Below are 19,146 nucleotides of genomic sequence, written 5' to 3'. Positions count from 1 at the left end.
GCCGCGCGCGCGCAGCGTGCCTGGATCTCGCTCAACGCCGCGGAGCGCGGCCGCCGGCTCTGGGCCCTCGGCGCGCTGGTCCGACGCGAGGCGGAGGCGCTGGCGCGGCTCGAATGCGCCAACACCGGCAAGCCGATCCGCGACTGCCGCGCCGAGGTTTCCCGAGTTGTCGAGATGGCCGAGTACTGGGCCGGCTGGTGCGACAAGATCGAGGGACGGACCATCCCCGTGCCCTCCGGCCACCTCGTCTATGTAAGGCGCGAGCCCCATGGCGTCGTGCTGGCGATCACGCCCTGGAACGCGCCGCTCTTCACCTGCGGCTGGAACGTGCTGCCGGCGCTGGCGGCCGGCAACGCGGTGGTGCTGAAGCCGTCGGAGCACACGCCGCTGACGTCGCTCGCCTTCGGACGTCTCGCGCTCGAGGCCGGGCTGCCGGAGGGGCTGGTGCAGGTCGTGGCGGGGCTCGGCGCGACCACGGGGCAGGCCTTGCTCGCGGCACCCGAGGTCGCGATGGCGACCTTCGTCGGCGGTCCCGCGACGGGGGCGCGCGTCGCGGCCGCCTGCGCCGCGCGCACCATCCCCTGCGTGCTGGAACTCGGCGGCAAGAGCGCGAACATCGTCTTCGACGACGCCGACCTGCCGGTCGCGGTGCAGGGCGCACAGCAGGCGATCTTCGCCGGGTCCGGACAGAGCTGCGTCGCCGGCTCGCGCCTGCTGGTGCAGCGCCGCCTGCACGACCGCTTCGTCGCCTTGCTGGCGGAGGCGTCGGCGCGCATCCGGCTCGGCGATCCGCTCGACCCGGCGACCGAGGCCGGGCCGGTCTGCACCGCCCGGCAATTCGAGCATGTCGGCGCGCTGGTCGAGGCGGGACGGGCGGAGGGCGCGCGGGTGCTGGCCGCGCCGCGAGAGGGGCTGCCGGCGGGCGGCTTCTGGGTGCCGCCGACCATCCTGGCCGGGCTGTCGAACGGCGCCCGCGCGGCGCAGGAGGAGATCTTCGGCCCGGTCGTCGCCGCCATTCCCTTCGACGACGAGGCGGAGGCCATCACGCTTGCGAACGCGACCGGCTTCGGCCTGGCCGGCGCGGTCTGGACCCGCGATGTCGGCCGCGCGCACCGGGTCGCGGCGGCGGTGCGCGCGGGCACCTTCTGGGTGAACGGCTACCGCACTATCCATGTGAGCGCGCCCTTCGGCGGTTTCGGCGCCTCCGGACACGGCCGGTCCTCGGGCCGCGAGGCCCTGGATGCGTATACCGCAGCCAAGGCGGTCTGGGTGGACACGGCGGAGAACCCGGCGCTGGGCTTCGGGCATCGCCCCGACATCGGCTGAGCCGGCACCCCGGCTTTCGGTGCGCGCGCGTGATGCGCTAGCCTCCCGCCGACCCACGATCCCGAAGGGAGACCAGAATGCTTCGTCGCGACCTGCTGGCCGGCGCCGCCGCCGGCACCGCCGCCGCGGCGCTGCCGCGCTTCGCCATCGCGCAGCCCGCCGCTGCGCGCACGCTGCGCTACGTGCCGCACGCCAATCCGGGCAACATCGACCCCTTCACCAACACCGCCTTCGTCGCGCGCGACCATGCCTTCCTGGTCTACGACCAGCTCTACGGCATGGACGAGCAGTTCCGCCCGCAGCCGCAGATGGTGCAGGGCCACGTCGTCGAGAACAACGGCCTGCTCTGGCGCTTCACCCTGCGTGAGAACCTGCGCTTCCACGACGGCTCCGCCGTGCGCGGTCGCGACTGCATCGCCTCGATCCGCCGCTGGGGCCGGCGCGACGCCTTCGGCCAGGTGCTGATGGCGCGCGTGGCCGACATGACGGAGGAGAGCGACCGCGTCTTCACGATCCGGCTGAACCGGCCCTTCCCGAAGATGCTCGAGGCCTTCTCCAAGGTCACCACGAGCTGCCTCTTCGTGATGCCGGAGCGGCTGGCGAACGTCGATCCCTTCACCAACATCACCGAGGCGGTGGGCAGCGGCCCGTTCCGCTTCGTGCAGAACGAATGGGTGCCGGGCTCGCGCCTCGCCTATGCGCGCAACCCGGACTATGTGCCTCTCTCCTCCGGCACGCCCTCGATGACGGCCGGCCCGAAGGTGGTGCACTTCGACCGCGTCGAATGGATCATCCAGTCGGACCAGGCGACGGCGGCGGCGGCGCTGCAGTCGGGCGAGATCGACTGGTGGGAACAGCCGACGGCGGACCTCTTTCCGCTGTTCCTGCGCGGCGCCAATGCACGCAACATCACGGTCGACATCATCAACAACTCCGGCCTGATCGGCATCTTCCGCCCGAACCACGTCACCGCGCCCTTCAACAACCCTGCCGTGCGGCGGGCCGTGCTCACCGCGATCAACCAGATCGACTTCATGACGGCGGTGATCGGCACCACCGGCATCGAGGGGCGGCCCGACCTGCGCCGCGAGGGCATCGGCTACTTCGCCCCGGACAGCCCCTCCGCCTCCCGCGTCGGGCTCGACCGGCTGCGCAAGAGCATCGACGCGGCGCGGGCCGAGCTGCAGGCAGCCGGCGCGATGGGCCAGCGGCTCGTGCTGCTGAACGCCACCGACCTCGCCTCGATCAACGCCGCGACGCTGGTCGGCGCCGACCTGTTCCGGCGCATGGGCTTCAACGTGGAGCTGGTCTCGACGGACTGGGGCACCGTGGTGGCGCGGCGCGCGAGCCGTAACCCGCTGGAACAGGGCGGCTGGAGCGGCTTCTTCACCTTCTGGTCCGGCGTCGACCACTGGAACCCGGCGAGCCATGCCTCGATCCGCGGGCATGGCGAGAATGCCTGGCCCGGCTGGCCGACCATCCCGACGATCGAGGCGCAGCGTGACGCGTGGTTCGACGCGCCGAACGACGCGGCCGCACTGGCTGCCACGACGGAGATGCAGCGCATCGCCTTCGAGGAGGTGCCCTATGTGCCGACCGGCATGTACTATCAGCCGACGGCCTATCGCCGGAACCTGACCGGCATGCTGAAGGGCCAGCCGCCGCTGTTCTGGAACATCCGGCGGGCCTGACGACGCGCCTCGCGGCTCGACACGCGAGCCGGAACGGGCGGCGGCGGCCCTTGCACGGCGCCGCCGCCTGCGCTGGATAGGTCCGCCCGGCGCGCAGGCGCAGGGGATGATCCAGGGGCCGACGGACATGAAGCGACGCTACTTCCTCGCCGGCGCGGCCGCCTCGACCGCGGCCGGAGCCCTTGCGGCGCCGGCACTGGGGCAGGGGACGACGAATTCCGCGCGCGTGCTGCGCTTCATTCCGCAGGCCGACCTCGCGGTGCTCGATCCCATCGTCACCACGGCCTATGTCACCCGCCACCACGGCTACATGGTGTGGGACACGCTCTACGGCTTCGACGGCGACTACGCGCCGCAGCCGCAGATGGTCGAGAGCCACGCGGTCGAGGACGAGGGCAGGCGCGTGACCATGCGCCTGCGCGAGGGGCTGCGCTTCCACGACAACGAACCGGTGCGCGCGCGCGACTGCGTCGCCTCCATCCGCCGCTGGGCGGCGCGCGACGCGCTTGGCCAGGTGCTGATGAGCGTGACGGAGGAGCTCTCGGCCCCCGACGACCGCACCATCCGCTTCGTGCTGCGCCGGCCCTTCCCGATGCTGTTCGAGGCGCTGGGCAAGCCTTCGACTCCGGTCTGCTTCATGATGCCGGAGCGGCTGGCGACGCAGGACCCGAACCAGCCGCTCCGTGGCGACCTGGTCGGCTCCGGCCCCTTCCGCTTCGCGGCGGGGGAACGCGTGCCCGGCGCGCGCATCGTCTATACGCGCTTCGAAGGCTACGTGCCGCGGCCCGAAGGCAACCCGAGCTGGACCGCGGGGCCGAAGCGCGTGCATTTCGACCGTGTCGAATGGCACGTGACACCCGATCCCGCGACAGCGGCCGCCGCGCTGCGGGCCGGCGAGACGGATTGGTGGGAGCAGCCGACCGGCGACCTGCAGGTCGCGCTGCGGCGCGACCGCAACGTGGTGATGGAGATCCCGGATCCGACCGGGCTGATGGCGCTCTGCCGCTTCAACCACCTCCATCCGCCGTTCAACAACGCCGCGATCCGGCGGGCGCTGCTCGGCGCGGTGAATCAGGCGGACTACATGACGGCGGTCATCGGCACCGACCGCAGCCTCTGGCGCACGGACGTCGGCTTCTTCCCGCCGGGCACGCCGATGGCCTCCGACACGGGGCTGAACGCGATTCCCGACCGCGTGGACATCGAGAAGGTGCGGCGCGACCTCGCGGCGGCCGGCTACAATGGCGAGCGCGTTACGATCCTCGCGGCCTCGGACTTCCCCTCGCTGAACGCGCTGGCACAGGTCGGGCAGGACATGTTCCGGCGTGCCGGGATGAACGTGGAGTATGTCTCCACCGACTGGGGCACGGTGGTGCAGCGCCGCGCGAGCCGCGAGGCGCCGGAGCGCGGCGGCTGGAGCGTGTTCTTCACCTTCTTCGCCGGCATCGACATGTTCAATCCCGGCGTCCATCAGAGCCTGCGCGGGCATGGCGCCAATGCCTGGTTCGGCTGGCCGACCATCCCGCGGCTCGAGGAGCTCCGCACCGCCTGGTTCGAGGCGCCGGACCTGCGCGCGCAGCAGGCGGTGGCGCGGCAGATGCAGGAGGTGGCGTTCCAGGAGGTGCCCTACCTTCCGCTCGGCCAGTATTTCCAGGCGACGGCCTATCGTCGCGGCCTGACCGGCGTGCTGAAGGGCCTGCCGCTGTTCTGGAACGTGCAGCGGGGGTGATGCAATCCCCACGACGTCGCCTGCGGCGCCGCCGCGGGGACTCCGAATGGCGCTGATCCTTCGCTGACGGATCATCCTCCTGCGGCGAAGCCGCGGGAGGATGCCGAGGGGCGGAGCCATGGGCGTGGCCTGCACCGATGGATGTGCCGGGCGGCCCGCATTGCGCCTCCGGGCATTGCCTGTTCTGATCCGTCGTTACGCGCTCGCGATGGGAGAACGGGATGCTTCGCAGGGATCTTCTGGCGGCAGGTGCCGCCTCGGCCGGCGCGGCCGCGCTGCCGCGCTTCGCCATCGCGCAGCCAGCCTCGGCGCGCGTGTTGCGCATGGTGCCGCAGGCGAACCTGACCAGCCTCGATCCGATCTGGACCACGGCGAACATCACCCGCAACCACGGCTACATGGTGTTCGACACCCTCTACGGCATGGACGACCAGTTCCGTCCGCAGCCGCAGATGGCCGAGGGCATGGTGACGGAGCAGGACGGCCGCCGCGCCGTCATCACGCTGCGCCAGGGCCTTCGCTTCCACGACGGCGAGCCGGTGCGCGCGGCGGATTGCGTCGCGAGCCTCGGCCGCTGGATGAAGCGCAGTCCGATCGGCCAGAAGCTCGAGGAGTTCGTCGATGCGCTGCAAGCCGACGGCGACCGCCGCATCGTCTTCCGCCTGAAGCGGCCCTTCCCGCTGCTGCAGGCAGCCCTTGCGCAGGTCTCCAACTCCCCCGCCTTCATCATGCCGGAGCGCATCGCGCGCACCGATCCCTTCCAGCAGATCCGCGAGACGGTGGGCTCCGGCCCGTTCCGCTTCGTGCCGCGCGAGTTCAACTCGGGCAGCCTCGTCGTCTACGAGCGCAACCCCGACTACAGCCCCACGCCGGTGGGCCGGCCGAGCCTGACCGCGGGCCCCAAGCAGGTGCATTTCGACCGCGTCGAGTGGCACATCATCGTGGACGCCTCGACCGCCGCCGCGGCGCTGCAGACCGGCGAGATCGACTGGTACGAGCAGCCGACGCCCGAGATCCAGATGCTGCTCCGGCGCAACCGCAACGTGGCGATCGAGCCGATCGACCCGCTGCCGCTGACGGGCATCCTGCGCTTCAACCACCTCCAACCGCCCTTCAACGACAAGCGGATGCGCCAGGCGATCCTGCCGGCCATCACGCAGTCCGACTTCATGCAGGCGGTGAACGGGCCGGACCCGTCGCTCTACATGACGGGCGTCGGCGTCTTTACCCCGGGCACGCCGCTGGCGAACGACGCCGCGCTCGGCCCGCTCACCGGGCCGCGCAGCCTGGACCGGGCCCGGAGCATGATGCGCGAGGCCGGCTACACCAACCAGCCGATGCGGCTGATCGGGCCGACCGACATCCTGGCGCCGGCGGCCATGACCCAGGTCGGCGCCGACCTCGTGCGCCGGCTTGGCTTCAATGCCGACATCGTGCTGACCGACTGGGGCACCACCGTACAGCGCCGCACCTCGCGCGAGCCGGTGGAGCGCGGCGGCTGGTCGATGCTGTTCACCTCCTTCTCCTCCTTCGACTTCGTCGACCCGTCCGCGCACTTCCCGCTCCGCGGGAACGGCACCGCGGCGTGGCCGGGCTGGCCGACGATCCCCCGCCTCGAGGAACTGCGCGACGCGTGGTTCGTCGCCCCGGACCTGGCCGCGCAGCAGTCCATCGCGCGCCAGATCCAGGAGGTCGCGATGGACGAGCTGCCCTACGTCCCGGTCGGCTCCTACCTCTCGATCACCGCGCATCGGCGGAACCTGGCCGACCGGGTGAAGGGGCTTGCGCTGTTCTGGGGCCTGCGGCGAACCTGACCCCCCCCCCGGGGTCAGGAGAGAGCGATGATCGGCAGGCGTGGCCTCCTCGGCGTCGGCGCGGCGGGCCTTGCCGCGCCTCGGCTCGCATTCGGGCAGGCGCAGGCGCGCACGCTGCGCTTCGTGCCGCAGGCGAACCTGGCGAGCCTCGATCCGATCTGGTCCACCGCCGTCGTGGTGCGCAACCACGGGCTGATGGTCTACGACACGCTCTACGGCCTCGGCGGCGATTTCCGCCCGCGGCCGCAGATGGCGGCCGGCCACGAGATCACGGATGACGGCCGGCGCTGGACCATCACGCTGCGGCCCAACCTGCGCTTCCACGACGGCGAGCCGGTGCGGGCGCGCGACTGCGTCGCCTCGATCCAGCGCTGGGCGAAGCGCGACGTGCTCGGCCAGCGGCTCGATGCGCTGGCCGAGGAGATCCGGGCGCTCGACGACAGCCGCTTCGAGATCCGGCTGAGGAAGGCCTGGCCGGGCCTCGCCTTCGCCTTCGGCAAGCCGTCGGCCAACATGTGCGCGATCATGCCGGAGCGGATCGCGCGCACCGATCCCTTCGCCCAGATCGCCGAGACGGTGGGCAGCGGTCCTTTCCGTTTCCGTCAGGACCAGTTCCGCCCCGGCGACCGCGCGGTCTACGAGCGCTTCGAGGGCTATGTCCCCCGCGACGAGCCCAACGACTTCCTCGCCGGCGGCAAGGTGGTGCATTTCGACCGGGTCGAGTGGCGAGTGATGCCCGACCCCGCGACCGCCGCCGCCGCGCTGCAGAACAACGAGGCGGATTGGTGGGAGACGCCGCTGGCGGACCTGTTGCCGCTGCTGCGCCGCAACCGCGACATCGCGGTGGACCTGATCAACACGGCCGGCAATCTCGGGGTGCTGCGCTTCAACTTCCTCCATCCGCCCTTCGACAATCCGGCGGTGCGGCGCGCGCTGCTGCCGGCGGTGGACCAGCGGGCCTTCATGAACGCCGCCATCGGCACCGACCCCGCGCTGTCCACGGTGCCGGCCGGCGTCTTCACCCCGGGCACGCCGCTCGCGAACGACACCGGACTCGAGGTGCTGACGCGCCCGCGCGACCTGGAGGCCGCGCGCCGCGCGCTGCGCGAGGCCGGCTATGCCGGGCAGCGCGTCGTGCTGCTGTCCGCGACCGACCTGCCGGTGCTGCAGAACCTGTCGGAGGTCGCGGCCGACCTGATGCGGCGGATGGGGTTCAACGTCGATTTCCAGCAGATGGACTGGGGGACGCACATCCAGCGCCGCACCAATCGTGGCCCGGTGGACCAGGGCGGCTGGAGCGCCTTCTGCACGACCTGGGAAGGGCTCGACGTCTCCGTCCCCGGCAGCCACCAGCCGATCCGCGGCCATGGTGCCAATGCCTGGGCCGGCTGGCCGACCATGCCGCGGCTCGAGGAGCTGCGCGAAGCCTGGTTCGAGGCGCCCGACCTCGCCGCGGAGCGGCGGATCGCCGCCGAGATCCAGCGCAGCGTCTGGCAGGAGGTGCCGTTCATTCCGCTCGGACAGGTGCTGCCGCCTATGGCCTATCGCCGCAGCATCACCGGCGTCGTGAAGGGCGGCCCGGCCGTGTTCTGGGGCGTGCGCCGCGCCTGACCCTGTCCGGCGGTCTGCTGGCATGGCGTGTGCTGATGTCGGGGCGCAGGGCGCCGGGGCCGCCGCTCAGGCGGGGCGGGTCTGGCGTGGCGCTCACGGATGGGGCAGGTTGCCCGTCAACCGGGCAGAGCCGACTGGCTGGAACAACTGGGAGAGTGGACTCGATGGATCGCAGGTCGTTGCTCAAGGCCGGCGTCGCCGCCGGTGCCGTCGCTGCCACAGGGGGGCTTGCCGCCCCGGCCTACAGCCAGGCGGCGAACCGCGTGCTGCGCTTCGTGCCGCAGGCGAACCTCGCCAATTTCGACCCGATCTGGGGCACGCAGTTCGTCGTCCGCAACGCCTCCATGATGGTGTGGGACACGCTCTACGGCGTCGACAACACCTTCACCCCGCGCCGCCAGATGGTGGAGAGCGAGGAGGTGAGCCAGGACGGGCTGACCTGGACCTTCCGGCTGCGGCCGAACATGCGCTGGCACGACGGCGAGCCGGTGCGTGCCGCCGACTGCGTCGCGAGCCTCGAGCGCTGGATGGTCCGCGACCTCATGGGGCAGATGATCCGCGCCCTGCGCCAGGAACTGGTGGCGGTCGACGACCGCACCTTCCGCTTCCGCCTTTCGGCGCCCTATCCGAAGATGCTGCTGGCGCTCGGCAAGAACAACACGCCGATCGCCTTCATGATGCCGGAGCGGATCGCCCGCACCGACCCCTTCCAGCAGATCAGCGAATATGTCGGTTCCGGCCCGATGCGCTTCAACCGCGCCGAATGGGTGCCGGGCGCGCGCGCGACCTTCTCCCGCTTCGAGCAGTACGTCCCGCGGGAGGAAGCGCCGAACTGGCTTTCCGGCGGCAAGCGCATGCTGTTGGACCGGATCGAGTGGGTGATCATGCCCGACCCGGCCACCGCCGGCGCCGCCCTGCAGTCCGGCGAGATCGACTGGTGGGAGACGCCGCTGAACGACCTGCTGCCGGTCCTCAGGCGCAACCGCAATATCCGCATGGACGTCGCCGACCCGCTCGGCAATGTGGGCTGCCTGCGCTTCAACCACCTGCACCCGCCCTTCAATGACGTGCGTGCCCGCCAGGCCGTGGCCTGGGTGGTCAATCAGGCCGACTTCATGCGCGCCGTGGTGGGCAACGAGGATTCGCTCTGGCGACCGATGAACAGCTTCTTCACGCCGGACACGCCGAACTACACCGAGGTCGGCAGCGAGATCCTGAGCCGTCCGCGCGATCCCGCCATGGCGCGCCGTCTGCTTCAGGAAGCGGGCTATCGCGGTGAGCCGGTGACGATGCTCGTCGGCCAGGACATCCCCGTGCTGAACGCGCATGGCCAGGTGGCCAACGCGCTGCTGCGGTCGATCGGCATGAATGTGGACTTCGTCGCCACCGACTGGGGCACCGTGGGCGCACGCCGCGCGAGCCGCGAGCCGCGCGAGCGGGGCGGCTGGAACATCTTCTTCACATGGTTCGCCGGAGCCGACCACGTCAATCCCGCCAGCACGCTCGGCATCCGCGCGCATGGCGACGGCGCCTGGTTCGGATGGCCGACCGACCCGGCGATCGAGGCTGCGCGCGACAAGTGGTTCGCGGCGAACAATGCGGCGGAGGAGAAGGCGGCCTGCGACGAGCTCAACCGGGCCGCCATGATCAGCCAGCCCTTCACGCCGACGGGCTTCTACCGCGCCGTGCAGGCGTGGCGCAGCAACGTGTCGGGCATCGTGCCCGGCCCGCTGCCCTGGTTCTGGGGCGTGTCGAAGAGCTGATGGCGCAGGCAATCGCGCCGGCCGCCCGATCGGGGCGGCCGGCGCGGACCTCCGGGGGATAGATGTTCGCTTACGTCGTCAGGCGCGTGCTCGCCACCATCCCGGTCATGGCCGTGGTGGCGCTGTTCGTCTTCTCGCTGCTCTACATCGCGCCGGGCGACCCGGCGGCCGTCATCGCCGGCGACCAGGCGACGCCGGCCGATGTCGAACGCATCCGCGCGAGCCTCGGTCTCGACCGGCCCTATCTCGTGCGCTTCGGTGCCTGGCTGTGGGACATCCTGCGTGGGGATCTCGGCACCTCGATCTTCACCAACCTGCCGGTCAGCACGATGATCGCGCAGCGGATCGAGCCGACGCTGTCGCTGATGATCGTGACGCTGCTCCTCGCCGTCTCCGTCGCGGTGCCGATGGGCGTGGTGGCGGCCTGGAAGCAGGGCACGATCGTTGACCGCGCGGTGATGGCCTTCGCCGTGCTCGGCTTCTCCGTCCCGGTCTTCGTGGTCGGCTATCTGCTGGCCTATTTCTTCGCCCTCGAATGGGACCTGCTGCCGGTGCAGGGCTACACGCCCTTTGCGCGCGGCTTCTGGCCCTGGCTGCAGAACCTCATCCTGCCCGCCATCGCGCTTGGCACCGTCTACATCGCGCTCATCGCGCGCATCACCCGCGCGACGATGCTCGAGGTGCTGCAACAGGACTACATCCGCACCGCCAAGGCCAAGGGCGTCGGGCAGCGCGCCATCCTGTTCCTGCACGCGCTGAAGAACGCCGCGGTGCCGATCGTCACCGTCATCGGCATCGGCATCGCGCTGCTGATCGGCGGCGCGGTGGTGACGGAAAGCGTCTTCGCCATCCCCGGCCTCGGCCGCCTGACGGTCGATGCGATCCTGCGGCGCGACTATCCGGTCATCCAGGGCGTCGTGCTGCTGTTCAGCTTCGTCTACGTGCTGGTCAACCTTGTGATCGACCTTCTCTACACCCTCTTCGACCCGAGGATCCGGTATTGAGCACGACGGTCCTTCCCCCCGGGGTCGCCGCCGCGGCCCCGATGCCGGACATCCTGCCGGCGGTGAAGCCGAAGACCGGCTTCACGGGTTTCCTGCGCCGCAACCCGACCATCGCGATCGGCGGCTTCCTGATGCTGCTGATGGTCTTCGTCGCGGTCTTCGCGCCCTTCCTCTGGACGAAGGATCCCACCGCGCTGGCCCCGGCGCTGCGCACGCGCGAGCCCTCGGCGGAGTGGTGGTTCGGCACGGACATGCTGGGTCGCGACGTCTATTCGCGCGTCCTCTACGGCACGCGAGTCTCGCTGACCGTAGGCTTCTCGGTAGCCATCTTCGCCTCTCTTGCCGGGCTGACGATCGGCCTGATCTCGGGCTTCATCCGCATTGCGGACAGCATCATCATGCGCGTGATGGACGGCATGATGTCGATCCCGCCGATCCTGCTGGCGATCGCGCTGATGGCGCTCACGCGCGGCAGCGTGGGCAACGTGATCCTCGCCATCACCATCGCGGAGATCCCGCGCGTGTCGCGCCTGGTTCGCGGCGTCGTCCTGTCGCTGCGCGAGCAGCCCTATGTCGATGCGGCCGTCGCGGCGGGCACCCGCACCCCCGTGATCATCCTGCGCCACATCCTGCCGAACACGCTCGCGCCGCTGACAGTGCAGGCGACCTACATCTGCGCAAGCGCGATGATCACCGAGGCGATCCTGTCCTTCATCGGCGCCGGCACGCCGCCGATCATTCCCTCCTGGGGCAACATCATGGCCGAGGGCCGCGCGCTCTGGCAGGTGAAGCCCTACATCGTGTTCTTCCCCGCCGTGTTCCTCTCGATCACGGTGCTGGCGGTGAACCTGCTCGGCGACGGGCTGCGCGACGCGCTCGATCCGCGCATGGCGAAGAGGCTGTGATCATGATGCCCTTAGACGCCGGGCGCCGCCTCCGGCGGCTTGGCTTCGCGACACGCGTCGCGGCGGCCATTCGGCCGCTCGGCCTGCCTGAAGTGCGGCAGGCCGCCACGCAGCACGCAGCCCGGGAAGCCTGAGATGCCCCTTCTCGAGGTCGAGAACCTCCAGACGCATTTCCGCACGCCCGACGGCGTGAACCGTGCGGTGGACGGCGTCTCATTCCACGTCAATGCCGGCGAGACGCTGGCGATCGTCGGCGAATCCGGCTGCGGCAAGTCGGTCACCGCCATGTCCATCCTGCGGCTCATCCCGGAGCCGCCGGGGAAGATCGCGGGCGCCATCCGGCTGAACGGGAAGAACCTGCTCGAACTGTCGGACCGCGAGATGCGCCAGATCCGTGGCAACGACGTCTCGATGATCTTCCAGGAGCCGATGACCAGCCTGAACCCGGTGCTGACCGTCGGCCGGCAGATCGGCGAGACGCTGCGGCTGCACCAGGGCCTCTCCAAGCAGCAGGCCGAGGAACGCGCGGTCGAGATGCTGAACCTCGTCGGCATCCCGGAAGCGCGGCGGCGCGTGCGCGAATACCCGCACCAGCTCTCGGGCGGCATGCGCCAGCGCGTGATGATCGCCATCGCGCTGGCCTGCAACCCGAAGCTGCTGATCGCGGACGAGCCGACCACCGCGCTCGACGTCACCATCCAGGCGCAGATCCTGGAGCTGATGCGCGACCTGAAGCACCGGGTCGGCGCTGCGATCGTGCTGATCACCCATGACCTCGGCGTGGTGGCGGAAGTCGCGGAGCGGGTGGTGGTCATGTATGCCGGCCGCAAGGTCGAGGAGGCGGCGATCGGCCCGCTCTTCCGCACGCCCCGCCACCCCTACACCCAGGGGCTGCTCGGCTCGATGCCGAAGCTCGGCTCCTCCCTCGACGGGACGGAGACGCGGCTGGCGGAAATCCCCGGCCTGGTGCCGAGCCTGAAGAAGAAGCTCGATGGCTGCGTCTTCGCTTCGCGCTGCCCGCACACGACCGACCTCTGCCGCACCGTCGCGCCGGCGCTGGAGGAGAAGGCGCCCGGCCATGTCGCGGCCTGCCACTACGCGGCGCGTGAGGATCTCGGCGCTGACGAGATGGTTGCGGCATGAGCACGCCCGTCCTGCAGGTCAACGACCTCAAGAAGCACTTCCCGATCCGCGCCGGCTTCTTCGGTGGCACGACGGGCTACGTCTATGCGGTTGATGGCGTCTCCTTCGACATCGCGAAGGGCGAGACGCTGTCGCTGGTCGGCGAATCCGGCTGCGGCAAGTCCACCGTCGGCAAGGCCGTGCTGCGCCTCTTCGACATCACCGACGGCCAGGTGATCCTGGACGGCCAGCGCATCGACGACATGCCGTCTGGCACGCTCAGGCCGATGCGCCGCCGCATGCAGGTGGTCTTCCAGGATCCCTTCAGCAGTCTCAATCCCCGCATGCGGGTGCGCGACATCCTGGCCGAGCCGATCCGCAACTTCGGCCTGGCAAAGGACGCCGCCGAGCTCGAGGCCAAGGTCGCCGGGCTGATGGACAAGGTCCGCCTGCCGCGCGACGCGGTCGGCCGCTGGCCGCACGAATTCTCGGGCGGACAGCGCCAGCGCATCGGCATCGCCCGCGCGCTGGCGGCCGAGCCCGACCTGATCATCTGCGACGAGGCGGTCAGCGCGCTGGACGTCTCGGTCAAGGCGCAGATCGTGAACCTGCTGCAGGACCTGCAGCGGGAGCTCGGCCTCGCGCTGCTCTTCATCAGCCACGACCTGGCGATCGTCGAGCACATGACGCATCGCGTCGCGGTGATGTATCTCGGCAAGATCGTGGAGGTGGCGCCGAAGCGCAGCCTCTTCGCCGCGCCGAAGCATCCCTACACCGAGGCCCTGCTGTCGGCCGTGCCGGTGCCGGAGCCGGGCGCGGCGCGGGAGCGGATCATCCTCAAGGGCGACGTGCCGAGCCCGATCAATCCGCCCAAGGGTTGCCGCTTCCACACCCGCTGCCCCTATGCCTTCGACCGCTGCCGCGTCGAGGAACCGCCGCTCCGCCCGGTCGCGGATGCGCTGGGCGAGGGGCATGTGGCGGCCTGCCACCTGCACGACCTGCCGGCGGAGCAGAATCCGCTTGCCGGATCGAAGGGCGCGGCCATCCTCGCCCACGCCTGAACCGTCCGCCGCCCGGAGCCTCCGCCTCGCGCGGAACGCTTGACGGGCGCGCGGGGCAGGGCGAGGCTTCCCCTCCGAAAAGGTGCCCCCACATCGAGGGGCAATCCAGGAACTCGGGGGAGAGGCGCGATGCCGCAGGTCTCGCTGACGGTCAACGGCACCAGGCACACGGTCGAGGTCGAGGCGCGCACGCTGCTCGTCGAATTGCTGCGCGAGAAGCTGCGCCTGACCGGCACGCATGTCGGCTGCGACACCAGCCAATGCGGCGCCTGCGTCATCCATATGGGCGGCGACAGCGTGAAGGCCTGCACCATCCTTGCCGTGCAGTGCGAGGGGGCCTCCATCACCACCATCGAGGGCCTCGCCAAGCCCGACGGCACGCTGCACCCGATGCAGGAGGCGTTCCGCGAGTATCACGCCCTGCAATGCGGCTTCTGCACGCCGGGCATGGTCATGTCGGCGATCGACCTGGTCAACAAGCACCCGAACGGCCTGACCGAGCAGGAGATCCGCGAGGGGCTCGAGGGCAACCTCTGCCGCTGCACGGGCTACCACAACATCGTCAAGGCGATCGCGGCCGCGGCCGACGTGATGCAGGGCCGGCGCAGCGAACTGGCCCGCGCCGCCGAATAGGCGGCACGGCGGGGACGGGGAGGAACGACAATGAACGTGGTGGCACCCTTCGAGGGCATCGGCGCCTCCGTGCGCCGCAAGGAGGACCTGCGCTTCCTGTCGGGCCGCGGGCAATACACCGACGACATCAACCGTCCCGGCCAGACCCATGCGTGGATCCTCCGGAGCCCGCATGCCCATGCCGCGATCCAGGGCCTCGACACCGCGGCGGCGAAGGCGATGCCCGGCGTGCTGGCCGTCTTCGTCGGCGCCGACATGGCGGCCGACAATGTCGGCGGCATCCCCTGCGGCTGGCAGATCCACAACAAGGACGGCTCGCCGATGGCGGAGCCGCCGCATCCGGCGCTCGCCATCGGCAAGGTGCGCCATGTCGGCGACCCGGTCGCGGTGGTGATCGCCGAGACGAAGCAGCAGGCGCGCGACGCGGCCGAGGCGATCGTCGTGGACTACGCGCCGCTCCCGGCCGCCGCCACGATGGAGCAGGCGCTGAAGCCCGGCGCCCCACAGATCCATGACGGCGCTCCGGGCAATCTCTGCTACGACTGGCACATCGGCGACCGGGCCGTGCTCGATGCGGCCTTCGCCAAGGCGCACAAGGTCGTCTCCTTCGAGACGACCAACAACCGCCTGGTGCCGAACGCGATGGAGCCGCGCGCGGCGATCGGCGAATACGACGCGCAGTCCGGCGACTACACGCTCTACACCACCAGCCAGAACCCGCATGTCATCCGCCTGCTGATGGGCGCCTTCGTGCTGCACATCCCGGAGGCGAAGCTGCGGGTGGTCGCGCCCGACGTCGGCGGCGGCTTCGGATCGAAGATCTACCACTACGCCGAGGAGGCCATCGTCACCTGGGCCTCGGCCAAGGTGAAGCGGCCGATCAAGTGGACGGCGGAGCGCACCGAGTCCTTCATGTCGGACGCGCATGGCCGCGACCACGTGACGAAGGCCGAGCTTGCGCTGGACGCGCAGGGCAAGATCCTCGGCCTGAAGGTCCATACCCACGCCAACATGGGCGCCTATCTCTCGACCTTCGCGCCCTGCGTGCCGACCTATCTCTACGCCACGCTGCTGTCGGGCGTGTATGTGATGCCGGTGATCTATGCCGAGGTGAAGGCGGTCTTCACCAACACCGTGCCCGTGGACGCCTATCGCGGCGCCGGTCGGCCGGAGGCGACCTATCTGCTCGAGCGGCTGATGGATGTCGCGGCGAAGGAGATGGGGCTCGACCGCGTGGAGTTCCGCCGCCGCAACTTCATCCCCGTGGACGCCTTCCCCTACCAGACGCCGGTCGCGCTGCAATACGACAGCGGCAACTACTTCGCGACGCTCGACGCCGCGTTGGAGACGGCCGACTGGAAGGGCTTCGAGGCACGCCGCGCCGCTGCGGCGGCCAAGGGCAAGCTGCGCGGCATCGGCATCTCCACCTACCTCGAGGCCTGCGGCATCGCGCCCTCGGCGGTGGTGGGCAGCCTCGGCGCGCGGGCCGGCCTCTACGAGGTCGGCACCATCCGCGTGCATCCGACCGGGAGCGTGACCGTGCTGACCGGTGCGCACAGCCATGGCCAGGGGCACGAGACGACCTTCGCGCAGCTCGTTGCCGACCGGCTCGGCGTGCCGATCGCCAATGTCGACGTGGTGCATGGCGACACCGCCAAGGTGCCCTTCGGCATGGGCACCTACGGCTCGCGCAGCCTTGCGGTCGGCGGGTCCGCGATGGTCAAGGCGATGGACAAGATCGTCGCCAAGGGCAAGCGCATCGCCGCCCATCTGATGGAAGCGAGCGTCGAGGACGTCGAGTTCGACCGCGGCACCTTCCGCGTCGCCGGCACCGACAAGACGAAGTCGCTGACCGACATCAGCCTCGCCGCCTACGTGCCCCACAACTACCCGATCGAGGAGATCGAGCCGGGGCTCGAGGAGACGGCGTTCTACGACCCGAAGAACTTCACCTATCCGGGCGGCTGCCACATCGCGGAGGTCGAGATCGACGCGGAGACGGGCAAGGTCAGCATGGTGAACTTCACCGCCGTGGACGATGTCGGCCGCGTCATCAATCCGATGATCGTGGAGGGCCAGGTGCAGGGCGGCGTCGCGCAGGGCATCGGCCAGGCGCTGCTGGAAAGCGCGATCTATGACGACCAGGGCCAGCTGATCAGCGGCAGCATGATGGACTACACCATGCCGCGCGCGGACGACCTTGCCCCGGTGTCGGTGGCGACCCACACCACGCTCTGCACGCACAACCCGCTCGGAGTGAAGGGCTGCGGCGAGGTGGGCGCGATCGGCTCGCCGCCGGCGGTCATCAACGCGGTGGTGGACGCGCTGCGCGACTACGGCGTGCGCCATATCGAGATGCCGGCGACACCGGCGAAGATCTGGAACATCATCCATGGCGGCCGCCGCGCGGCGGCGGAATAAGCGGGGAGCACCACGATGTACGAGTTTTCCTACCACAAGCCCGCCTCCGTCGCCGATGCGGTCAAGCTGCTGTCCGCAGATCCGGAGGCGCGGCCGATCTCTGGCGGCATGACGCTCCTGCCGGCGCTCAAGCTCCGCCTGTCGAAGCCGACCGCGCTGGTCGATCTGTCCGGCATCGCGGAGCTGCGCGGCATCAGGCGCGACGGCGGCACGATCGTCGTCGGCGCCCTCGCGAAGCACTACGAGGTCGCGACCAACGCCGACATCAAGGCGGCCATTCCGGCGCTCGCCTGGATGGCCTCCACCATCGGCGACACGCAGGTCCGCAACCGCGGCACCATGGGCGGCTCGGTCGCGAACAACGATCCCTCCGCCGACTACCCGGCGGCGCTGCTCGCCCTCGGGGCGACGATCCAGACCGACAGGCGCAAGCTTTCGGCCGACGAGTTCTTCACCGGCATGTTCTCGACCGCGCTCGACACCGGCGAACTCGTGACCGCGATCCACATCCCGGTGCCGGAGAAGGCCGGCTACGCCAAGATGAAGAACCCGGCTAGCCGCTACTCCATGGCCGGCGTCTTCGTGGCGCGCGGGCCGGCCGGGGTGCGCGTCGCGGTGAACGGGGCCGGCGCCAACGGCGCCTTCCGCGCGCCGCAGATGGAAGCAGCGCTGCAGGCCAACTGGTCGCCCGACGCCGTCGCCGGCGTGAAGATGGACCCCGCCATGATGAACGGCGACATCCATGGCAGCGCCGAGTACCGCGCCCATCTCGTCACGGTCATGGCCAAGCGCGCCGTCCAGAACGCCGGCTGAGGCCCCGCTGCCCGGGGCCCGATCGGCCCCGGGCATGCCGGCTGGAACGATCCGGACCGGCGCGACCCCCGGCACAGGAGCCGAAAGGCCCGGCTGCCAAGTCTGCCGTACAAATCCCCGTGTCCGTGGAAACCGGGACGCCTTGCTGCATTGCCGCACAACAACCCGACAGCGCATGAGTAGGGCACACGCGAGCACGGCGCTGCACGGTCCGTGCCAGCCCATGGGACGCTCCTGCGCGGGATGCCGGATACGAGGATTGACACCGAACGCCTGATCGCCGGCCAGGCACCCGCCGCAGGGCGAGGCCAGGAGGTCCGCTCGCTCGGGACGGCCGGCCGGCGCCTCGGCCTTCTGCTCGGCGCGGTCCTGCTGCTGCTCGCGGGGAGCATCGCGGTGGTGACCTGGCAGGACCACCGCGCCTCGCTGGAGGAAAGCTGGGGCGGGGTCGAGCGCGCGGCGCTCGGCGCCTCCGGCCACGCCGAACGAAGCCTAGCCGTCGCCGCGCTGGTGAGCGAGCGTGTGGCCGACATCCTGCGCCGGGAAGGAACGGCGACGCTGCGGGGCGCAGGGCACCGGCAGCTCGCCACGATCCTGCAGCACGCCCGGGTCGTCGGCTCTCTCTGGATCCTGAACGAGGCGGGCGATCTCGAGGCGAACAGCTTCGATCCCGACCCGCCGGCGGTGAACTTCGCCGACCGCCCGTACTTCGCGCCTCTGCGGGCCGGGGCGGCCTTCGACCTCGGGCCGATGCTGCTCGGCCGGGTCAGCGGGATCTGGTTCTTCAGCTACAATCGCGCCGTCCGCGATCCGGACGGGCGCCTGTCCGGTGTCGTCCAGGCTTCCTTGCACGGCGACCAGTTCGAGCGGTTCCACCGCACGCTGGGTCTCGGCGCGAGCGGCGAGATCGGCCTGTTCCGGCGTTCGGATGGCGCGCCGATGATGGTGCATCCGCTGCCGTCCGGGTCCCATGCCGGCATCGTGGCGGGGATGCATGGCGCGCCGGACGACGCGCTGCTCCGGCGTGTCGCGGCCGGTGTGCTGCAGGGGCGTGACGAGGTCACGCGGCCGGATGGCGTGAGGCTCCTGCGGGCCTGGCAGGTCGACGAGCCCGACGGGCAGGTGATCGCGGTCGCGACCCTCCCCCGCGCCGAAGCGCTGGCCGCGTTCCGGGCGCGGCTGGCGCGCAACGCGATCGCGGCGGCCCTCGCCGCTTCGCTCGTGGCCGGGCTGGGCGCGGCGGTCGCCTCCGC

The 19,146-nt window shown here is 70.6% G+C and carries 14 protein-coding genes; all 14 read left to right on the top strand.

The features are described from left to right. On the top strand, positions 1-1,326 hold a 1,326-nt coding region (locus L2I40_RS06500), incomplete at its 5' end, for an aldehyde dehydrogenase family protein (protein ID WP_237214063.1). 77 nt (positions 1,327-1,403) lie between these two features. Then, positions 1,404-3,017 carry an ABC transporter substrate-binding protein gene (locus tag L2I40_RS06495; RefSeq protein ID WP_237214062.1) on the top strand — a complete coding sequence of 538 codons (1,614 nt, stop codon included), beginning with the start codon at positions 1,404-1,406 and terminating at the stop codon, positions 3,015-3,017. Between the two features lie 127 nt (positions 3,018-3,144). Then, on the top strand, positions 3,145-4,746 hold the full coding sequence (locus tag L2I40_RS06490; protein ID WP_237214064.1) for an ABC transporter substrate-binding protein: 1,602 nt from the start codon (positions 3,145-3,147) through the stop codon (positions 4,744-4,746). A gap of 221 nt (positions 4,747-4,967) precedes the next feature. Beyond that, positions 4,968-6,560, top strand: a complete 1,593-nt coding sequence (locus tag L2I40_RS06485) for an ABC transporter substrate-binding protein (RefSeq protein ID WP_237214061.1) — start codon at positions 4,968-4,970, stop codon at positions 6,558-6,560. A gap of 27 nt (positions 6,561-6,587) precedes the next feature. Then, positions 6,588-8,171 (top strand): ABC transporter substrate-binding protein, encoded by a 1,584-nt coding sequence (locus L2I40_RS06480; RefSeq protein ID WP_237214060.1) that lies wholly within the window; start codon positions 6,588-6,590, stop codon positions 8,169-8,171. Positions 8,172-8,335: 164 nt separating this feature from the next. Then, the gene (locus L2I40_RS06475; protein ID WP_237214059.1) at positions 8,336-9,934 is read left to right on the top strand and encodes an ABC transporter substrate-binding protein; all 1,599 of its coding nucleotides are present in this window, start codon (positions 8,336-8,338) and stop codon (positions 9,932-9,934) included. 62 nt (positions 9,935-9,996) lie between these two features. Beyond that, complete coding sequence (locus tag L2I40_RS06470) at positions 9,997-10,938, top strand: ABC transporter permease (protein ID WP_237214058.1); 942 nt, start codon at positions 9,997-9,999, stop codon at positions 10,936-10,938. Beyond that, positions 10,935-11,843 (top strand): ABC transporter permease, encoded by a 909-nt coding sequence (locus L2I40_RS06465; protein WP_237214057.1) that lies wholly within the window; start codon positions 10,935-10,937, stop codon positions 11,841-11,843. Before L2I40_RS06470 ends, L2I40_RS06465 begins: the two co-directional genes overlap by 4 nt. A gap of 135 nt (positions 11,844-11,978) precedes the next feature. Next, positions 11,979-12,986 carry an ABC transporter ATP-binding protein gene (locus tag L2I40_RS06460; RefSeq protein ID WP_237214056.1) on the top strand — a complete coding sequence of 336 codons (1,008 nt, stop codon included), beginning with the start codon at positions 11,979-11,981 and terminating at the stop codon, positions 12,984-12,986. Beyond that, entirely contained in the window at positions 12,983-14,026 is a 1,044-nt protein-coding gene (locus L2I40_RS06455; protein WP_237214055.1) for an ABC transporter ATP-binding protein, read from the top strand. The genes L2I40_RS06460 and L2I40_RS06455 overlap by 4 nt, the downstream gene beginning before the upstream one ends. 129 nt (positions 14,027-14,155) lie before the next feature. After that, positions 14,156-14,659 carry a (2Fe-2S)-binding protein gene (locus tag L2I40_RS06450; RefSeq protein ID WP_237214054.1) on the top strand — a complete coding sequence of 168 codons (504 nt, stop codon included), beginning with the start codon at positions 14,156-14,158 and terminating at the stop codon, positions 14,657-14,659. A gap of 30 nt (positions 14,660-14,689) precedes the next feature. Then, on the top strand, positions 14,690-17,080 hold the full coding sequence (locus tag L2I40_RS06445) for a xanthine dehydrogenase family protein molybdopterin-binding subunit (protein ID WP_237214053.1): 2,391 nt from the start codon (positions 14,690-14,692) through the stop codon (positions 17,078-17,080). 15 nt (positions 17,081-17,095) lie between these two features. Further along, a complete protein-coding gene (locus L2I40_RS06440; RefSeq protein WP_237214052.1) occupies positions 17,096-17,893 on the top strand; it encodes an FAD binding domain-containing protein in 798 nt (265 codons plus the stop codon). Positions 17,894-18,136: 243 nt separating this feature from the next. Continuing rightward, the coding region (locus L2I40_RS06435) for a PDC sensor domain-containing protein (RefSeq protein ID WP_237214051.1) at positions 18,137-19,146 on the top strand (1,010 nt) is incomplete at its 3' end.

Source organism: Falsiroseomonas oryziterrae, assembly GCF_021864505.1.
Lineage (GTDB): Bacteria > Pseudomonadota > Alphaproteobacteria > Acetobacterales > Acetobacteraceae > Falsiroseomonas > Falsiroseomonas oryziterrae.
Note: the sequence above shows the minus strand (reverse complement) of the source record. Positions and strands in the feature narration are given on the sequence as shown.